The sequence below is a fragment of the Methylophilus sp. QUAN genome (assembly GCF_015354445.1).
In the GTDB taxonomy this organism is placed as follows: domain Bacteria; phylum Pseudomonadota; class Gammaproteobacteria; order Burkholderiales; family Methylophilaceae; genus Methylophilus.
Genome location: NZ_JADKYT010000001.1, coordinates 735,839 through 752,875, shown reverse-complemented (window position 1 = coordinate 752,875; position 17,037 = coordinate 735,839). Strand labels below are relative to the sequence as shown.

General features: G+C 51.4%; 14 protein-coding genes. 2 read left to right on the top strand and 12 right to left on the bottom strand.

The window, feature by feature from the left end; genetic code table 11:
- Positions 1–5: 5 nt before the first annotated feature.
- The 12 genes from INP79_RS03590 to INP79_RS03535 all read right to left on the bottom strand — a co-directional run bounded on the left by INP79_RS03590 (position 6) and on the right by INP79_RS03535 (position 13,368).
- Positions 6–500, bottom strand: a complete 495-nt coding sequence (locus INP79_RS03590) for a hypothetical protein (protein WP_194752954.1) — start codon at positions 498–500, stop codon at positions 6–8.
- Positions 497–1,045 carry a hypothetical protein gene (locus INP79_RS03585; RefSeq protein WP_228519703.1) on the bottom strand — a complete coding sequence of 183 codons (549 nt, stop codon included), beginning with the start codon at positions 1,043–1,045 and terminating at the stop codon, positions 497–499. Before INP79_RS03585 ends, INP79_RS03590 begins: the two co-directional genes overlap by 4 nt.
- Positions 1,033–1,545 carry a hypothetical protein gene (locus INP79_RS03580; RefSeq protein WP_194752953.1) on the bottom strand — a complete coding sequence of 171 codons (513 nt, stop codon included), beginning with the start codon at positions 1,543–1,545 and terminating at the stop codon, positions 1,033–1,035. The genes INP79_RS03585 and INP79_RS03580 overlap by 13 nt, the downstream gene beginning before the upstream one ends.
- On the bottom strand, positions 1,545–2,441 hold the full coding sequence (locus tag INP79_RS03575) for a hypothetical protein (protein ID WP_194752952.1): 897 nt from the start codon (positions 2,439–2,441) through the stop codon (positions 1,545–1,547). Before INP79_RS03575 ends, INP79_RS03580 begins: the two co-directional genes overlap by 1 nt.
- Positions 2,422–4,140, bottom strand: coding sequence for a GspE/PulE family protein (locus INP79_RS03570; RefSeq protein WP_194752951.1), 1,719 nt, complete (start codon positions 4,138–4,140; stop codon positions 2,422–2,424). The genes INP79_RS03575 and INP79_RS03570 overlap by 20 nt, the downstream gene beginning before the upstream one ends.
- Before the next feature lie 13 nt (positions 4,141–4,153).
- Complete coding sequence (locus tag INP79_RS03565; RefSeq protein WP_194752950.1) at positions 4,154–5,344, bottom strand: type II secretion system F family protein; 1,191 nt, start codon at positions 5,342–5,344, stop codon at positions 4,154–4,156.
- A 19-nt stretch (positions 5,345–5,363) separates the two neighbouring features.
- Complete coding sequence (gene gspG / locus INP79_RS03560; protein WP_194752949.1) at positions 5,364–5,783, bottom strand: type II secretion system major pseudopilin GspG; 420 nt, start codon at positions 5,781–5,783, stop codon at positions 5,364–5,366.
- A gap of 45 nt (positions 5,784–5,828) precedes the next feature.
- Positions 5,829–6,590 carry a hypothetical protein gene (locus tag INP79_RS03555; RefSeq protein WP_194752948.1) on the bottom strand — a complete coding sequence of 254 codons (762 nt, stop codon included), beginning with the start codon at positions 6,588–6,590 and terminating at the stop codon, positions 5,829–5,831.
- Between the two features lie 144 nt (positions 6,591–6,734).
- Entirely contained in the window at positions 6,735–7,727 is a 993-nt protein-coding gene (locus INP79_RS03550; protein ID WP_194752947.1) for a hypothetical protein, read from the bottom strand.
- Positions 7,728–7,919: 192 nt separating this feature from the next.
- Positions 7,920–11,552 (bottom strand): TonB-dependent receptor domain-containing protein, encoded by a 3,633-nt coding sequence (locus INP79_RS03545; RefSeq protein ID WP_194753839.1) that lies wholly within the window; start codon positions 11,550–11,552, stop codon positions 7,920–7,922.
- Between the two features lie 218 nt (positions 11,553–11,770).
- Positions 11,771–12,811, bottom strand: a complete 1,041-nt coding sequence (locus INP79_RS03540; RefSeq protein ID WP_228519702.1) for a FecR domain-containing protein — start codon at positions 12,809–12,811, stop codon at positions 11,771–11,773.
- A gap of 11 nt (positions 12,812–12,822) precedes the next feature.
- Positions 12,823–13,368, bottom strand: a complete 546-nt coding sequence (locus tag INP79_RS03535) for an RNA polymerase sigma factor (RefSeq protein WP_228519701.1) — start codon at positions 13,366–13,368, stop codon at positions 12,823–12,825.
- Positions 13,369–13,691: 323 nt separating this feature from the next.
- Between INP79_RS03535 and INP79_RS03530 the strand changes: the two genes are divergently transcribed.
- Both INP79_RS03530 and INP79_RS03525 read left to right on the top strand, forming a co-directional pair.
- Positions 13,692–15,602: a bifunctional diguanylate cyclase/phosphodiesterase gene (locus INP79_RS03530; RefSeq protein WP_194752946.1), complete on the top strand. Its 1,911-nt coding sequence runs from the start codon at positions 13,692–13,694 to the stop codon at positions 15,600–15,602.
- 240 nt (positions 15,603–15,842) lie between these two features.
- The gene (locus tag INP79_RS03525; RefSeq protein WP_194752945.1) at positions 15,843–17,027 is read left to right on the top strand and encodes an EAL domain-containing protein; all 1,185 of its coding nucleotides are present in this window, start codon (positions 15,843–15,845) and stop codon (positions 17,025–17,027) included.
- Positions 17,028–17,037 lie beyond the last annotated feature (10 nt).

Here is a 17,037-nt window from a genome sequence, read left to right as displayed (position 1 = left end):
CTTGTTCAAAATACCACCCCGTTATCCAGCCTGATTTCAAAGCGCTCGGCCGCATGTTGCAGCACGATTTTTTGTTGATCCAGCACTGCCACCTGCCAACCTTCAGCAAAGCGGTCACCCTCATGTAATACGTATTGTTGCTGGCCATCGGTTAAAAACACGGTCCAGCGCCCATCCTCTTGCAAACGACCGGCATAGGTATAAGGATTCACGGCTTCAGGCGTGGCAGCCTCGGCACTGTCGGCGGACGGCATGTCCAACACTGCAAACAGGTCGATCGCATTATCGTCGACGACGGCAGTCATGCTTGCCGATATTGAGACGTTTTGCGGTGCTGAGATACGTTTCGGCACGACCGCTTGAGGCAAGGCCTGCGCCAGGCTCACATGACGCTGAGGCGGCTGTACAGCCGCAACCGGTGCCTGCTCAGCTTGCTCTACCCACCAACATGCCAGTAACGTGCAAGCCAGTGCGGCCCAAAGTAATCCGCGCTGCATCATGTCTGGCCTCGCTTACGTGTATACAAACTGAACTCCACATATGCCTCAAGCTCAGGCTGTAACACATCGCTGCGTTGCAATTTGAACTGGCTTAATGCCAGGCTGGGGTAGTGTTGCAACACCTGCTGCAAAAAGTGGCGTACCTGCAAATAATCGCCCTTGAGAGGCAACTTGATGCGTTGCACCTGCAAACTAGAATGTTCAACAGTGGCAGACTGAAATTCTGCCCGTTCGAACACCATGCCCATCGCATCTGCCGTTGCCAGGATCTCGGCACTAATGCGGTCAGCCTCCTCTTCACTAGGCCAGGTCTGCAATACGCTCACCACTTGCGGCCTGCTCTGCAGGGCAGGCAATGGCCGCTTAGTGGGTGCAGGCATTTGCTGCAAGGAATGTTGCAAGGTATGCCCACGCCACCAGGCATGCCCCACCAGCCCGGACAGTAACACAGTGACTAGCAACATCACGGCCAGCCAGCGATGCGTGCTTAAGGTTTGCTGGCACAAGTAGTGAACGCGCTGCATAGCGTGATTTAGAACTGCCATCCAGCCTCCACATGCAAGGTGGTCATACGCAAGCCGTTCACCTCGGTCGCTTCGCTGGCCTTGAGTTTCACGTCCATTAACGCAGACTGTTTTTTCAAACGCTCTACTAACGCCCAGCCTTGCTGGCGCTGCTGTGCCAGCACTGTCATGCGGATCTGTTTACGCTTGGCGTCTGGGGAGAGTTGAAGCCAGTACAACTGGGCTTGCTGGGCACGCTCGAGGTCACCTAACAAAGCGAGCCACGGGGTGTGTATCTGTCGCTGTGCCTCGACGATATCCGCCGCCAGTGCCGGATTAACCACAGGTGCACGCACGGTTTGCTGATTGGTTGCCTGTACCGATAAACGCGTTTGCCATTGTTGCTGCAAAGCCGTGTTTTCCTCAGTCAACTGTTGATACACCACCGCCAGACTAGCCAGACTGCCTAGCAAGATCAGGCCAACCAACGTGGCCGCGGGCCCTGGCAGGCGACCGGGCGCGTGATTGAAGCGAACATGCATTACGCCATCCTCCGTTGCGTTGCAGGCTGGGATGGTTGACCCAGCCTGCTGCACAAATCCACCACCTGAAACGGCAACATGGATTGCGGTGTAGCGCCGCTAGGCTCGGCTGGTGACAAAAAGATGGGCAACGCTGCCCGTTCGGGATATATGACCTGCTCGCGCGACAACCACTGCACCAAGGTCTGCCGCCAATGCGTGTCGACAGGCAGTTGGCGAATCTGCTGCCATTCACCCTGCATCAGGCAAGCCACAGTTAAGTGGCTGGACTCACGACACACAATCCAGCCATTCGCTGAAAAGCCCTGCTGACGCATGGTATGCAAAGCCTGGTTAGCGGCCAGTGTCCACGCGGCAGTGATGATGCCAGCGGGCAAACGATATTCGGCCAGTGAGGCCTGCAACTTTGCCAATAATGCGGCAGGCAGTGCATTCAGCAAGATAGGCTGGCCATACGCCCCCGGCTGCGCCTCAATCTGCCAATCCTGGCCATCGTTGGCAAACGCCTGCTGCAAGCCGTGTTGGTAATAGGCAGCCTGGTCAGCCTGCGAGCGGATGTCAGCTTGCCACGGCAACACCAGCCAGCGCGCATACTGGTTGGAAAGTACCACCACCACGTGCCAGCGCTGGCCTGCCAATGGCGCCAATACCTCATGCAGGGCTTGCCACAATGCGTCTGGCGGCAAGAGATCGTGCGCATTGCCTGGTAAAGCATAACGTTGATGGCTGAGGAGCTGCGGGCGACGGCTCGGCCACCAGGCGCTTTGAAACTGGAACACTTCCAATGCGTCGCAAGTGATGACAAGACGCAACTCCGGCGCAGTCCATGCCTGCCACCAGCGTCGGCTATCGGCCAGGCGGCAATCCCAGCCCGGGTCAGGAGAGTGCTGTAACACGGTTAATCTCCTGCAAAGTTGTTTCGCCTGCGGCCACCAGCGCCAGGCCAGAATCACGCATCGCACGCGTCCCCGTGCTGGCTGCCAGGGCCTTGATCTGGCTGATAGGCGCTTTAGCAACGATAAGTTCGCGCATGCGGTCATCAAACAGCAGCAATTCGGCAATACCTTTGCGGCCTTTGTAGCCGCTGCCATGGCACTGGCCGCAGCCCTGGCCTTTTTTAAACTGGTAGTGTTGCGTGCTCTCCATCGTCAGCCCTGACTTGCTTAACAATACGGGTTCCGGCACATCATCTACTTTGCAAAACGGGCAGATCACACGCACCAGTCGCTGGGCGAGGATGACATTGACCGCCGAGACAAAGCTGTAAGCATCCACGCCCATATTGGTGAAGCGGCCGATCACATCAAACACGTTATTGGCATGCACGGTGGTGAGTACCAAATGTCCGGTGAGCGCAGACTGCACGGCAATCTGCGCCGTTTCGCCATCGCGGATTTCACCGACCATGATTTTGTCCGGGTCGTGACGCAAAATAGAGCGCAAACCGCGCGCAAAGGTGAGGCCTTTTTTCTCGTTAACCGGGATTTGCAGCACGCCAGGAAGTTGATATTCGACCGGGTCTTCAATGGTGATAATCTTGTCCTGGCCCTGGTTGATTTCGGAAATCATGCCGTAGAGGGTGGTGGTTTTGCCACTGCCGGTGGGCCCGGTCACCAGCAACATGCCATAAGGGGCTTCTGCCTGCGCCCGGATCTGCGCCAGCAAGTCCGGGGCGAAGCCCAGCACCTCCAGGCTGATGCCTTGCGCTTCACTGAGGGCTTTACGGTCCAGCACACGCAACACGGCATCCTCACCAACTACGCTGGGCATGATGGAGACACGCAGGTCTATCTCGCGACCCAGGGCGTGCACTTTGCAGCGCCCATCCTGCGGAATGCGACGCTCGGCAATATCGAGCTCAGACATCACCTTGATGCGCGAAATGGCTTGTTCGGCCTGCATCACGCCACTCAGCCCCCCAGCCTCGTTCAGCACACCATCAATACGGTATTTAACGCGCAGGCCATGGATGGTGGATTCCAGGTGGATATCGCTGGCCCCTGCCTTGAGCGCGTCGTACAAAGTCGAGCGTACAAAACGCACCACCGGGCTGCTGTCTTCGCTGATGGATTTAAGCGACAGTTCCTCGACAGGCGCTTCCTCCTCATGGCCCGCGCTGTCGCTGTGTTGCACTTGGTCCATCGCGCGCATTTGTGTTTCATGAAATTGCAGGCAGGCCGCAATATCATTGCGATGCGCCAGGCACCACTGTACCGGCAGGCGTACCATGCTTTGCAAGCGTAATTGCAACGCTTCGTCAAAAGGGTCAGCCAGCACGAGGTATAACGATTGATCTGGGTGCAACGACTGATCGGTTTTTTGCATTAATACCGCATGTAAGGTGCTGGCATCCGCAAAACGCAACAGCTCAAACATGGGCTGCATGGCATGCAAGTCGAGCGCGGTTAACGTCGGGTAATGCATGCATTGCCCAAGTGCTTGCACAAACACATCGGGCGCCAGGCCAGACAACTCCTCCAGCACCTCCATCAACTGACGGCCGCTTTGTTGCGCCAACTGGCGTGCCTGCGGCAATAATGCGGTCGCCAGTGGTGGCGGCATCTGCCCGGTGAGTGGTAAATCCTGCATATTCATGCGATGGCGTTTCCTATTCTATTGCGCCTGCCAGCTCAAAAATCGGCATATACATCAACACCACCACCAGCCCGACAATCAGGCCGATGAGTACCATCAGCGCGGGTTCCAGCAGCTTGCTCAGCCATTCCACCCGCCGCGCTGTTTCTTCGTCATAAAACACGCCGATACGCCCCAGCATGTCATCTAGTTGCCCACTGCGCTCACCGACACGCAGCATGCGGTTGGCGATTGAAGTGGTCAGTCCATGTGACTCCATGCTGCCCGATAAAGCCTTGCCTTCACGCACCTCGGCAATCACGCGCTGCAAAGCCAGTTGCAACTCTTGCGGCAACAAAGATTGCACCATGCCTAGGGCCGTCAGCAAGGGAATTCCTCCCTGTAACAACATGCCTAGCGTGCGGTAAAACCGCGCCAACTGGTAAATGCGCAAGGCTTCGCCCAAACTGGGGATTTGCCACACGCGCTGCATGAGCCAGGCTTTGCTGGCCGGGCGCGAAAACAGCAGCCACAAGGTGGCCGCCATGCCCACAGTGGCCAGCAGCACCCACTCACCATGTCCTTGCAATAGTTGCCCCCAACGCAACAGCATCTGGCTGGCCCAGGGCAGGTTGTCACCGCCACTTTCATAAATGGTGCTAAAGCGCGGCACCACATAACCGAGCAGAAACAGCACGACCAGGCCGCCCACCACAATCAGTAACACTGGGTAAATGGAGGCCGCGATAATCTTTTTACGAATCGCCTCCACCTGTGACTGGTAAGCCACATGGCGGCGCAAGGCATGCACCATGTCGCCCGTGCGCTCACTGGCGCGGATCAGCGCGATATACAATGGGCTGAATACGCTGGGCTGCAAGGCCAGCGCCTGCGACAGCGGCAAGCCCTCAAACAGAGCGGTGCGCAACTGGGTTAACACCGCACGCGCATGATCCTGCTGCTCTTTTTCAGCCAGACCTTCAATCGCTTCAATCAAACTCAGGCCAGACTCCAATAACGTCAGCAACTCCTGGCTAAACAGGCTGAGGTTAAACGTTTGCGTTTTCAGTGGCCATTGCGGCCAGCCGTGTGCCCGCGCCGATCGCACCTGCAATACGCCATAGCCCTGTGACTGTGCCTGCTGCAGCGCGGCCTGGCGGTCCATGGCATCCACAGTCAGCCAACTGACCTGTGCACCCTGTAATACTTTTAATTCAAACTTCATGGCGGTTTAGGTTAAAACGCTACCAGTTACCGACGTCGCTATCAGCATCCTGGCCACCAGCGGCGCCATCACTGCCCAGCGTCCACACATCATAATCACCATGCTCGCCGGGATACCGGTACAGATACTGCCTGCCCCACGGGTCGGCAGGCACACCTTTGGCCAAATAGGGACCTTGCCATTTCGCTTCACCATCCGGTCTGCGATTCAGTGCCGCCAAGCCCTGTTCCGTCGCCGGGTAATGACCGGTATCTAGCCGGTAAGTATCCAGCGCACGCGACAAGGCCTCGATTTGTGCCTTGGCAGTTTTGGTTTCCGACTTACCAATCTGGGCAAAATACTTGGGGCCCACGTAACCTGCCAGCAAGCCGATAATCACCATCACCACCAGCAACTCCAGCAAGGTAAAACCTGCCTGCTTAAATTTCGCCATTTTCATCGTCGTCACTTTCTAAAATTAATCTTGCGAAAAGATAGAGGTCTTTTAATCCAGGATTGCACCTGCTGGCACCAACCCTGGCAGCACGACTTCAAATGCTTTTTGTCCGTTTTGACCCGTGGTGCGCAAACGAATCGCCCCTTCTTTCTCATCTGGCTCTTTGCTATCGCAATGGCTTTTGATATACAACATGGACGTCATTTTGCGTGTCGAACCATCCTGGTCAACAAAACTCACATCCGTGGTGAAATCCACCCACCCATCGTGATAAGGCGCAGTGTTCAAATCTGGCAAACCAGCTTGCTTGACTGAAGTCATGCTGCGACCAGCTCGGTACAGGGCTTCCGGCATGCCATAGGTGGCATTAGGATTGGGGTTCATAAAGTAGGCGACTGACACAGGGCGACCAGCAAAACCACCGCGCACAATATCGTTGATTTCCCACTGTTCACCATGGCTTAACTTGGGCTCTTTCATCAGCACATGGGTGCCGAAAATGCATTCTTTGGTGTCTTTGTTCCACCAGATCGTATCGGTCAGCGTAGCAAACTCTTCACTATCGTTGCCTTCAGGTGCCGGTGGCGCGATTCCACGCGAAATCATCCCCACCATATTAAAACCGGCCAGTGGCGCATTCATTGGACTAGCCAGCAACAGGTCATTAACTACCGCACATGCGGTATTCTTTTTCTGTGCCATATCTGGCGCAGCACTTTCTTTCAAACCAAACTCACCAGTGGTATTACATGCCACATAAGCAGAGCCCTTGTTAGGCTGCAAATCAACAAACTCAGCCTGGCAAATCAAAGAAAAAAACAATCCTAACAATGGTATTAATTTAAAACGCTTTGTTTTTAACACTTCATCGCTCCCGTAAAAGCAGGGGTTGCCAGCAGCAAACAACACCGCTGGCAATGAGTTACATGCTTAACAAACTAATGAATACTGAAATTAGAAGTTTGCGTTAGCACTACTACGAGTCACACCATTGGTGACCACAGTGACCCATGGCTGAGACTCTTGGCCAGTTTGGCGAATACGTACGGTGTTGTTGGTAGTTGGAAAAGGACCGCCAATAGCTGTGTCTGAACCTGAGCCACAACCTGCGCGAACATACAAGAATGGGCTATCTTTTGCTGTTGTACCGTCTTCATCCACGCCACCGGTCACATCTACAGTAAAGTCCACCCAGTTGGTACGAATCTCAGCAGTTTGTTGTGCTGCTGTTGGTGTGCCCGGGCTCACTAGTGTTTGGCCAACACCATTAATTTCTGTACCAGAAGCAGGTGCCGGGCTGTTTACCGGACGGCGTACATAACCGGTATTCAAGGCTGTCGCTGCGTCAAAATCGTTACCTTGAATCTGCACAGAGGTAAAAGAGCGACCCATTCTGAATACCGGAGAATCTGTGTTGGCAGAGTGGTAATAGCCAGCACTTACATCAGTAGTGCCACTAAAACCACCCAATACGTAATCGTTGACTTCCAAGCGCTGACTACCAGACAACTGCGGGTTGTAATCGAAAGTGCCCGTTGTCGCCATGACGAAGCGTTTTTCAAATACGCACTCTGTTGCTGCGGAGTTTCGATAGACGCGTTGACGCATAGTCGCCAAAGTTTCACCGTTAGCTGTAATCGTTACACTTTGTTTAGCAGTGACTAGTGTGACATTGGTAAAACCAGAAACTGGGGTGCCTGGATCATTACCACCTGATGGGAAAACTGCGCAGGTATTATTGGCACCCGTTGTTGGGGCTGTGTAATCCAAGCTACCGTACAAGCCTGTGGTATTGCATTCACGCCAACCTGTCGTACCTGCCGCTTGGTTTGTGCCTGCGCTTACAGTAAAACCTGCTGCAGGCAAGCTTTCCAAACCTGTTGCAAATGCATTAGCTGAAACACCAAATGCTGCAATCACGGCCAACTTTAGTAATTGATTTCTCATTAACATGCTCCTAATAAAAGGTTAAAATGAGCAGGCATTTGTGGCTGCCTGCGTACTGCTTCACCAATTCACCACACCCTGTTAGCGCCTCGTGAGTTCTAATCTGAATGCGGTTGAATACTGATGGCTTTAGGCATTCCAGTTCACAAATGCCCCTCCATAAAAAATCATTCGGCTAACTCTCTCCCAACTCTACCTGCCAACATCGAAGTCATAAGTCAGGGTAAAGAATGCTGACCTAGGTGCTCCGGATGCTAGAAATGTACTCGCCATCCAATCATTGCTGTTGTAGTTGAACCCACCAGGGCCAATCGCACCGTTGATAGATGGCGAGAATGGGTTAATGCCTAACCGGCCTGCGCTGTAATATTCACGATCAAAAAGATTGTTGATCATTAAGCCTGCCGTCAGATTTTTAGTGATTTTGTAGCTGGTCTTGAGGTTCCAGACTGCATAGCCTGGCACCTTACCTGGGTATCGAAAGTTGGGGCTATCTATCCGGGTTGCACATGTGTCATTACCATACTGAATACCATCAATCACGGTCGGTGCAGTACAGCTTAGATAACGTGAATTAGCAGTGCCTGCTTGATGCTTGTTGTTCTCGTTACCCCGCACAAAACTTTCTGAGTGCAAAATACCAGTCAGACTCACAGTCCAATCAGGCGTAATGTCATAACTAACAGTGGCATTGAGGTTATGCAGTGGTACACCTGGAATACGATTACCAGGAGAAACGGTAATTTGCTCATAGCCGTTCCCACGCCCAGAAACGTTCCCTGCACTACTATTATTCGGGCTGGCCATCATAAAACGCTCTTGAAAGGTCGCATCAGTCAAAGAGTAGTTAACTCGGAAACCCCAATTGTCAGCCCTACCCTGTAAACCGAGCTCAATGCCGCGACGACGTGTGTCGCCGATGTTCTGGAAAAAGCTTCGGTCCGCAGTAAAAGATACGAAGTAAATATCGTCGGTGAGGTCGGTTTGATAGGCAGTAGCATTCCATTGGATCGATGGCGTCAAATTGCCACGCCCACCAAACTCGATAGTTTCAGAACGAACCTGTTTTAGATATGGGTCGCCTGAAAGGGTGCTTGGCAGACTGCAGAAGCGACGCTCTGCCAGTGAGCGAGGGCCTACAAATATCAACTCACCCGTAACAGGGTCTTGGTTATAAACAGGGGTATCATCAAATGCACACCCCAACTCGATCACGCTAGGCGTACGTGCACCCTTGTTCCAGTTACCATATAAATTGAGTGTTTCGGTTGGCTGCCAAGTTGCGCCCAAACTAGGATTAAAGGAGCGATAAGTAAACTTCTCAATTTCGCCTTTACCTAGCACTCCTTGCCCCATGGCTAACTCTGGACTGAATTGCAAAAGAGACCCTGCAGGGCACTCTTCCAACTCCAACGTACCGTTACCATTCGTATCAGGACACAAGACGGTATCCTGATAAAAGTTTTTGAATGCCGTCGGGCCTAGCAAACCTAATGAATTATTAATAGCAAGTTCATTTTTAATGTTAGTGTAATTAAAACGTCCAGCTGCTGTGAATGCCCATTCTTTTTTAGGCGTCCAGGTTTCACTAAAATAGACACTTTTGGTCGCGCTATTACCAGCAAAGTTATTTAAATCAATGCGGTGATCAGCCGCATAAAACTCATAACCGAGCTGACTAGGATCACGAAAAGCTCTTCGCTTACTATCAAACAATCCTAAATATTGGCCGCTTTCATAAGTAGCATCAGCAGCATCAATCGATGCGCCCAACATGAATTTATGCTTCTCGAGATTCCAATTGAGCTGCATCGAAGCACCATCTGTGGTTTGGTCAATCTCGGTTTGGGTAATCAGCGCTGTCGGCGTGCCCTCGACATAACCAGAACATCTACCTTGCCCGATCTGCCCGGAATTGCAATCGGCGCCATTGCGATCTATCGGCGTTCCGTTTGAATCCGTCACAATAAGGCCTAATGGCTTAGCTAAACCTGGATTAACGCCTGAAAATGGTCTAAGCAGTGAGGCGCCCGTAACAGGGTCTACTGCACTTACAAAATATGAGCCCCCGGAAAATAAAAAACCATTAGCATCCTTGTAGACATAGCTAGCATATTGAGGATCAAAAATCTGACCATCAGAACGGGGAGGATCAAAGTCCTGCAACAGTCTTCTTTCCCAAACTCTCAATGCATATTGATAGAATTCAGGCGAAAATGCCGGGGCACTTGTGAGAGCCGGAGCTGGATTGTTTGTCCAAACAGGACGGCCACTCGCATCTAGCGATTGATTTGGATTAGCCTGAATATTGCCGTTAGTGCCAACAACTAACTTATTAATATCATAGCCAGTCGGGGAGGTCGAATCGTAGGCAGAGAATGCCGAGTTTGCTAAAACGTTGCCATTTGCATCTATACCAAAATACTCTGGCTCTCCATTAATATCTAGCAGAGTTGGCAAATACGTTCCGTTTGCTTCATCCAAAACGAGTTTTGCTGCGAGGTTTTCATAAGTGATATTGCCAGAGTTGATATCAATATCTGGCAAGCCATCACCATCAAAGTCAGGCACACCATTGGCCAGATTTTCGCCAGAATTAGGTCTTCTGGTCGCACTACCACCAAAGTTCTGGTTCACATCACCATTGCTCGCATTTCTGCGGCTCTTACGTCTGTAAACTTGGCCAGTGATATTGAAAGTGTCACTCACATCCCAAATGCCATTAAGCTGAAATTGCAGCAAACGGTTTTTGGTTTCGTCCGGGCTGGTAAAAATCTGGCTGCCATCCTGCTTAGCCATTTCAGTGGGTAGCAAACCGTTACCGATGAGTTTGTTGCCTGCGTAGAGCATACTTAGGCCAAGCTGCACACTGTCGTTACGCCATTCAGCCTTCCCAAAAATTTGGTTTACCTCACTGGGTGAATTCACCCGCCAGCCATCTTCCCTGAAAATATTGGCCGCAGCAAAACCGGCAATAACACCGTTATTGCCTCCCACAGAACCTTGAAACTGGTTACGCTTGAAGGAGCCACCGAGGTACTCCACAGAGCCTTCGCTGCTATCAAAACCACTTTTGGTTTTCATGCTGATGGCGCCACCCAGAGTGCCTAAACCAAACAGCGGATTAGAGCCGGGGAATACGTCCAGGCTGTTCAAGGCGTTCATGGGAATCATGTCCCAGTTCACCACGTCACCAAACGGTTCGTTGACGCGGATGCCATCTAAAAACACACTCAAGCCCTGAGAAGTACCTAGCTGCGGACTGGCGGTAAAGCCACGGTAGGTCACATCCATTTGAAAAGGGTTGCTTTGGTAGTCGTTAACGTTCACTGACTGTAGCTTGCTGTTCATTAAGTCAGTCAAACTCACCGCTTTGGATTCTTTGATCTCTTTGGCGGTAATGCTTTGTACGTTGCCAGGAATTTCTTCTTTGGTCAGCGCCAAACCTCGCAAAGGGCCAATGTCGTAGCTGCGTTTGGCACGGACTTCAACTTTGTCGAGTTGAATATCTTTTTTGTCTTGTTTCGGTGGCTTTTGAATAAAGATATTATTGCCTTCCACCTTAGGTTCGAGACCGCTTTCACTCAGCACACGCAACAAAGCCTCTTTACGCGTCATGCGGCCACGCACTTCGGGTGCAGTTTTGCCGGAAACGACGTCATTGGGGAATGAAATATTCATGCCCGTGGCTTTGCCCAAGTCGTGCAATGAGTTGGCTAATGGCTGTGCTGGAATATCCACGTTTACTGGTACACCAAAGACCTCCTCTTGCTGCTTGGGCAATTGAGTATTCAATGCTTCTGCCCACACCGGTTGCGTTGCCATAAAGCTCAAGGCAGTCAACGCAGTGTGGATTCCTCTTCTATTTATTTTCTTATATGTCTTCACAGATTCCTCCTATCTAAGACTCATCTGTGAGCGCAGCAAAAACCTGATGCCATTAACTTAAATTTACATTTAAAACTAAAAGCGGTTGGCAAAGAAAATGTAATCGCTGAGATCAATAAGAAAAGCGCCCATAAAGGCGCTTTTGATGGGTGAAATTAATGCTGGGAATGAAGCACTGTGTATTGCGGGGTTTCTTGCAGTTTGACTGGGGCAATATTGGGCAGGCCATGCAAAAACTGGTCTATGTCCTGGATGTTGATGTCGGCTGAAATATTACGTACTTGCTTACCTTGCGACTGCACTGGCTTGCGGCGGTAACGCGACACGGTATAGGCAATTTCGCTGGTATCGGCGCGATCGAATACCAGGCGACCTTTGAGAAAGGCGAAGGCATCGGAGGCCGGGCGGTTGACCAGCACCATGGCGCGGTTAGGGTAGACCTCGGCTACCTGGCCGTTGGTGATTTCACGTGAAAGCAATGATGGACTTTCGGATGACGCTGCGTCCGGCTCCGGCTGCGGCTCGACTTTGACGCGGCCATGATCCACACTCACACGCACCAGCTGCTCAAGGCGGTTCACAGCAAAGCGTGTTCCCAGCACGGTGACTCTTGCGGTATCCGTCTCGACGACAAATGGCCGCTCAGGATCTTTGGTCACTTCAAAAATGGCTTCACCTTCTTTGAGCAGCACATGGCGCTGGTGGCGGTAATAAGTAACTTCCATATCGCTCTTGGCACTCAAGGTGACTTTGGTGCCATCATCCAGTGTTTTAGTGACGATTTTCCCCACCGGGTTTTGTGCCGCCAGCTGCATCACTGGTGCGGCTTGCCAGACCTGGTATTGCTGGTGCGAGAAAAAGCCAGCGACACAAATAAAGCAGACCACCATCAACTGCGCCAGGCGCTGTTGCTTGGCTTTACGGCGGGCTTCATTGGCCAGAAACGTTTGTTGCTCAGCAGCATCTGCCAGGCTAGACAAGCTCTCAGCTGAGTCAAGCTGGCGCATGGCATGGGCAAAGCTGTCATATTCCGCGGCGTGGCTAGGGTCATCTGCCAGCCATTGTTCAAACGCATGATGCTCTGCAGAGCGTTGGTTGTGTGCATGCTCACGCATACGTAAATACCAGCGCGCAGCCATCTCGCTCAGTGTGAGTGACTTGGCTGTGGATGATTTTGACGTGAGCGGTTTAGACATAAGTGGCAGGCTTAATGGATCGCCTGTTGAAATGCCCGGATATCCAGCATGGCACGGATCAGGTGTTTCTCCACCATATTGGTGCTGATATTCAGTTGTGCGGCAATTTCGCGCTGCTTCATATCATCCACATGATAGAGCCAGAATACCTGGCGGCATTTTTCTGGCAGCAAATCGACCACACGTTGCAAGTGATGCAGTTTTTGCCGCGTTTCATACAATTGCTCGGGTGTGCATTCCAGGATCAGCGCAGCTTCGTCAATCTGGTCCTCATCGACAAACCGCGTTCTATGGCGAAACTCATCTACCAGCAAATGGTTGACGATACCATTCAAGTAAGCCTGCGGCGACTCTTCACGAGCCGGATGACTGGAAACTGCAAAAAACACCAGCGCATCGTGCAGGATATCTTTGGCACGTTGCACACACGCCGTGCGACGACCAATACGACGCAAGACGTCGGTGTAAGCCCACTTTAAATCAATGCCGCACCAAGCCAGTGTTTCGCTCATATTCCACCACCCTACTTTGAATAGCTGGATTGTTGCAAAACACATGCCATCACCCTGAGATTCAATAAGAGATTGATTCTCAATTAAAAAATGTCAATGCATTTAAAAACTGGCAAATGACTCCGGTTTATTTCAACCACTTTTTTAAAAAATGGCTGTAATAAACCATTTAAATATATTGAAATAAAAGTAAAATCACAGTCGGATCGGGACCATATAAAAACATGACACAGAAAATAGCTGCCAGTTTTTGCGGCCAGACCAAATCTACAATTGGAAAGCTTATTGCGCTGTGTTTGCCGGATAGAAACCCACTGCGCATGCTTAATATTGCATCACTAAAAGACAATAATTAGTCTAAAAAATCAATGTCATTTTTTAAAACGACCAGCCATGAAGTGTTGCGAGCGCGCTATAACAGCCTGCTTGAAGATGTGCCCGTCGCCATTTTCACGGCGATCAGCGCACTCAGCATTCAAATGATCGTTTTGAATAGCCAGGTGCATTGGTCGCTCTCGATTGCGACCCCGCTGCTCCGGATGCTGATTGGTTGCAGCCTGCTGTTGTACTGGTTTTGGCACCGCGACGAACGCCCGTCCATCGATAAAATACGCAAACGACTGGAAATCGCCTCTATCGTCTTTATTCTTGCCGGATTTTTTACCTTCTGGCGCAGCGTTTACCTCTACCCCCTTACCGACACCTTCGGCCACTACTTCCTGATTTTCCACAATACGCTCTACGGATTCTGTTTTGCATTTATCTTATGCAAGCTGGGCCCGGCCGCTTACGCCTATAACCTGCTGATGATTTCATCTGCCATCGCCTGCATTTACCGCGGTGGCTTTGAACACCCGCATTTAATGACCTTGCTCATTATGGTGTTTGAGGTGGGCATGCTCATTACCATGCGTGGCAGTACCACCATGTTCGATAAATGGGTGAATGCCACGTATGAAACGCAGGCATTATTAAAAGACAATCAACGCCTAGCCAACCAGGATGTGCTGACACAACTGCCTAACCGGCGACAGTTTTTTGTCCAGGTGGAACAGCAATTAGTGCTAGCCAGGCAAACGGACGAATGTTTTGCGGTAGGGATTTTAGACCTGGATAACTTTAAACCGGTCAATGATGTGCACGGTCACCACATAGGCGACCTGGTATTAATTGAAGTGGGCAAGCGCTTAGCCCAGGTTCGGCCTGAACAAGTGCGGTTTTACCGACTGGGCGGCGATGAGTTTGCATTTCACCTGGTCACCGACGATGAACACGCGTCACTCAAGCAAGTGGCACATGATATCAACCAGGCCATTTCACAACCCATCAGCATTGATGGCCTGCTGATTACCGTTAAAGCCTCTATCGGCGCCTGCATTATCTGCGAGGACAATATCTCGGCGCAAAGCCTGTACGAGCATGCGGATTTTGCCCTGTACCACGTCAAGCGCACCGGTCGCGGCAATCTGGAGATTTACTCCAAAACACTGGAACAGGAGCGCATGCACCTGAACCGTATAGACCAGGCCTTGCGTACGGCAGATATACACGCCGAGCTGTACCCGGTATTTCAACCGATTATTGATATGGATGCCAACGAAGTGTGTGCTTTTGAAAGCCTGGCGCGCTGGCAGAGCCCGACCATAGGCGCGGTGTCCCCGGCCATGTTTATCCCGGTGGCCGAAAGCCTGGGCATGATTGCCGATATTACCAAGCTGATGTTTAGCCGCTCCATGATTGAAATGGCCACCTGGCCAGACAACATGCGGCTCTCCTTTAATTTATCAGCCTACGATGTCACCAACCAGGCTGTGATTAAAGCGCTGATCGGCATGATGCACACTAGCCAGCTAGCCCCTGACCGCTTTGTGTTCGAGATCACCGAAACCGCCTTATTGCAGGACTTTGAAACAGCCAGGGACAATATCGGCCTGCTACGCAAGGCGGGCGCCAAGGTTGCGCTGGATGATTTTGGTACGGGTTACTCCAGCCTGAGCCACGTACAAAACCTGCCACTGGACAAACTGAAAATCGACCGCAGTTTTGTCAAGGATATTGAAACCAACACCACCAGCCAAACCATCGTCAGGTCCATTCTGGCACTGTGCCACGGCATGCATATGGAGTGTGTGGCTGAGGGCGCCGAAACTGAAAGCCAGGTGCGTTTTCTGCAGGCCATGGGTTGCCAGCTCATTCAGGGCTATTACTTTGCCAAGCCGATGCCTAAAGAGCAGGTACAAGCCTATCTGGCAGACACGAAATTAATACCGACCACCTAAGCCGCTACACGCAGGGCGGCAGTTAAAACCTTGCCTTAAAAGTTGATAAGAATTACCACTGTCACAAAAACTATATTAATATCAATTCTTTAACTTTCATGCTCACCCATCGCCCATGCGGTTACGATGCCATGAATGACATGAAGAAAGCGCTGTGTATTAAGCGCCTGCAAGACTCAATCGAACCAAACCGGGATCTATCCATCAGTATTTAAATAGATCAAAAAGGAGGGTTGCGCAATGCGTACAAGCACGCTGTTAATCCTGGATGATGATATTCAGGAGGCCAATCTGATTGCCAGCGAAGCCAAGAGCCTGGGATTTGAAGTCAGGATAGTGGCAGACGCCACCTTGTTTATCGACGCGTTTCTGGCCTGGAAACCGACACACCTGGCGATTGATATTGTCATGCCCGGCATAAATAGCATAGAGGTGCTAAAAACACTGGCGCAGCTCGACTGCCAGTCGTCGATTATATTAAGCAGCGGCATAGGCACAGACACCCTGCCCGCCGTTCAGCTTGCCGCCATTGAGCACAACCTGAATATCCGCGGCATTCTTTACCAGCCGTTTCACCAGCATATTTTAAGAAACCTGCTCAACGACCAGGTCTCGGTTGACCTGCATGCACACACCAGTAGTGATGCCAGTACACAGTCATTCATTGTCGATAGTGACACGATCGCGGATGCTATCCACAACCATCAATTCACCGTATTTTATCAACCGCAAATCGAGCTATTCAGCGGCAAAGTCATTGGCTTTGAAGGCCTGTTGCGCTGGAAGCACCCGGTACTTGGCATCAAGCTACCCGAGCTGTTTATTCCCGTCGCCGAGAAAACCGGGCAAATTGACCAGCTCACACAGATTGTTATCGAAAGCGGCTTTAGCTTTATCCGCTCACTCGGTACGGCACTGTCGTTTTCGCTGAACATTTCGGCAAAAAGTATTAAAAACCAGATGCTGGCAGACAGCCTGGTCAATGCCTGCAAAAGCTTCAAGCTGGCCCCGGAAAAAGTCATTCTTGAGTTGACGGAAACCGCCACCATGCACGACCCCGATGAAGCACAGCATATTCTGTCGCAACTACGGGCAGAAGGCTTTAAGCTCAGCATTGATGACTTTGGTACCGGCTACTCCTCGATGGCACAACTGGCCAAACTGCCGTTTACCGAGCTAAAAATAGACAAATCATTTGTCACCACCATGGAAACCTCGTCCAAGTCGAGAAAGGTAGTCGCCTCCACCCTCAAACTGGCAGAAAGCCTGGGCCTGGAAACCATTGCCGAAGGCGTTGAAAACACCTTGGCCGCCATTGGTTTGCGTGAGCTTGGCTGCCGCTATGCGCAAGGCTATTATTTTGCCCGGCCCATGGATCAGGCCGCCACTAAAACCTGGCTGGCACAGTGGAATAACCAGTTTTAAACATAGGCGG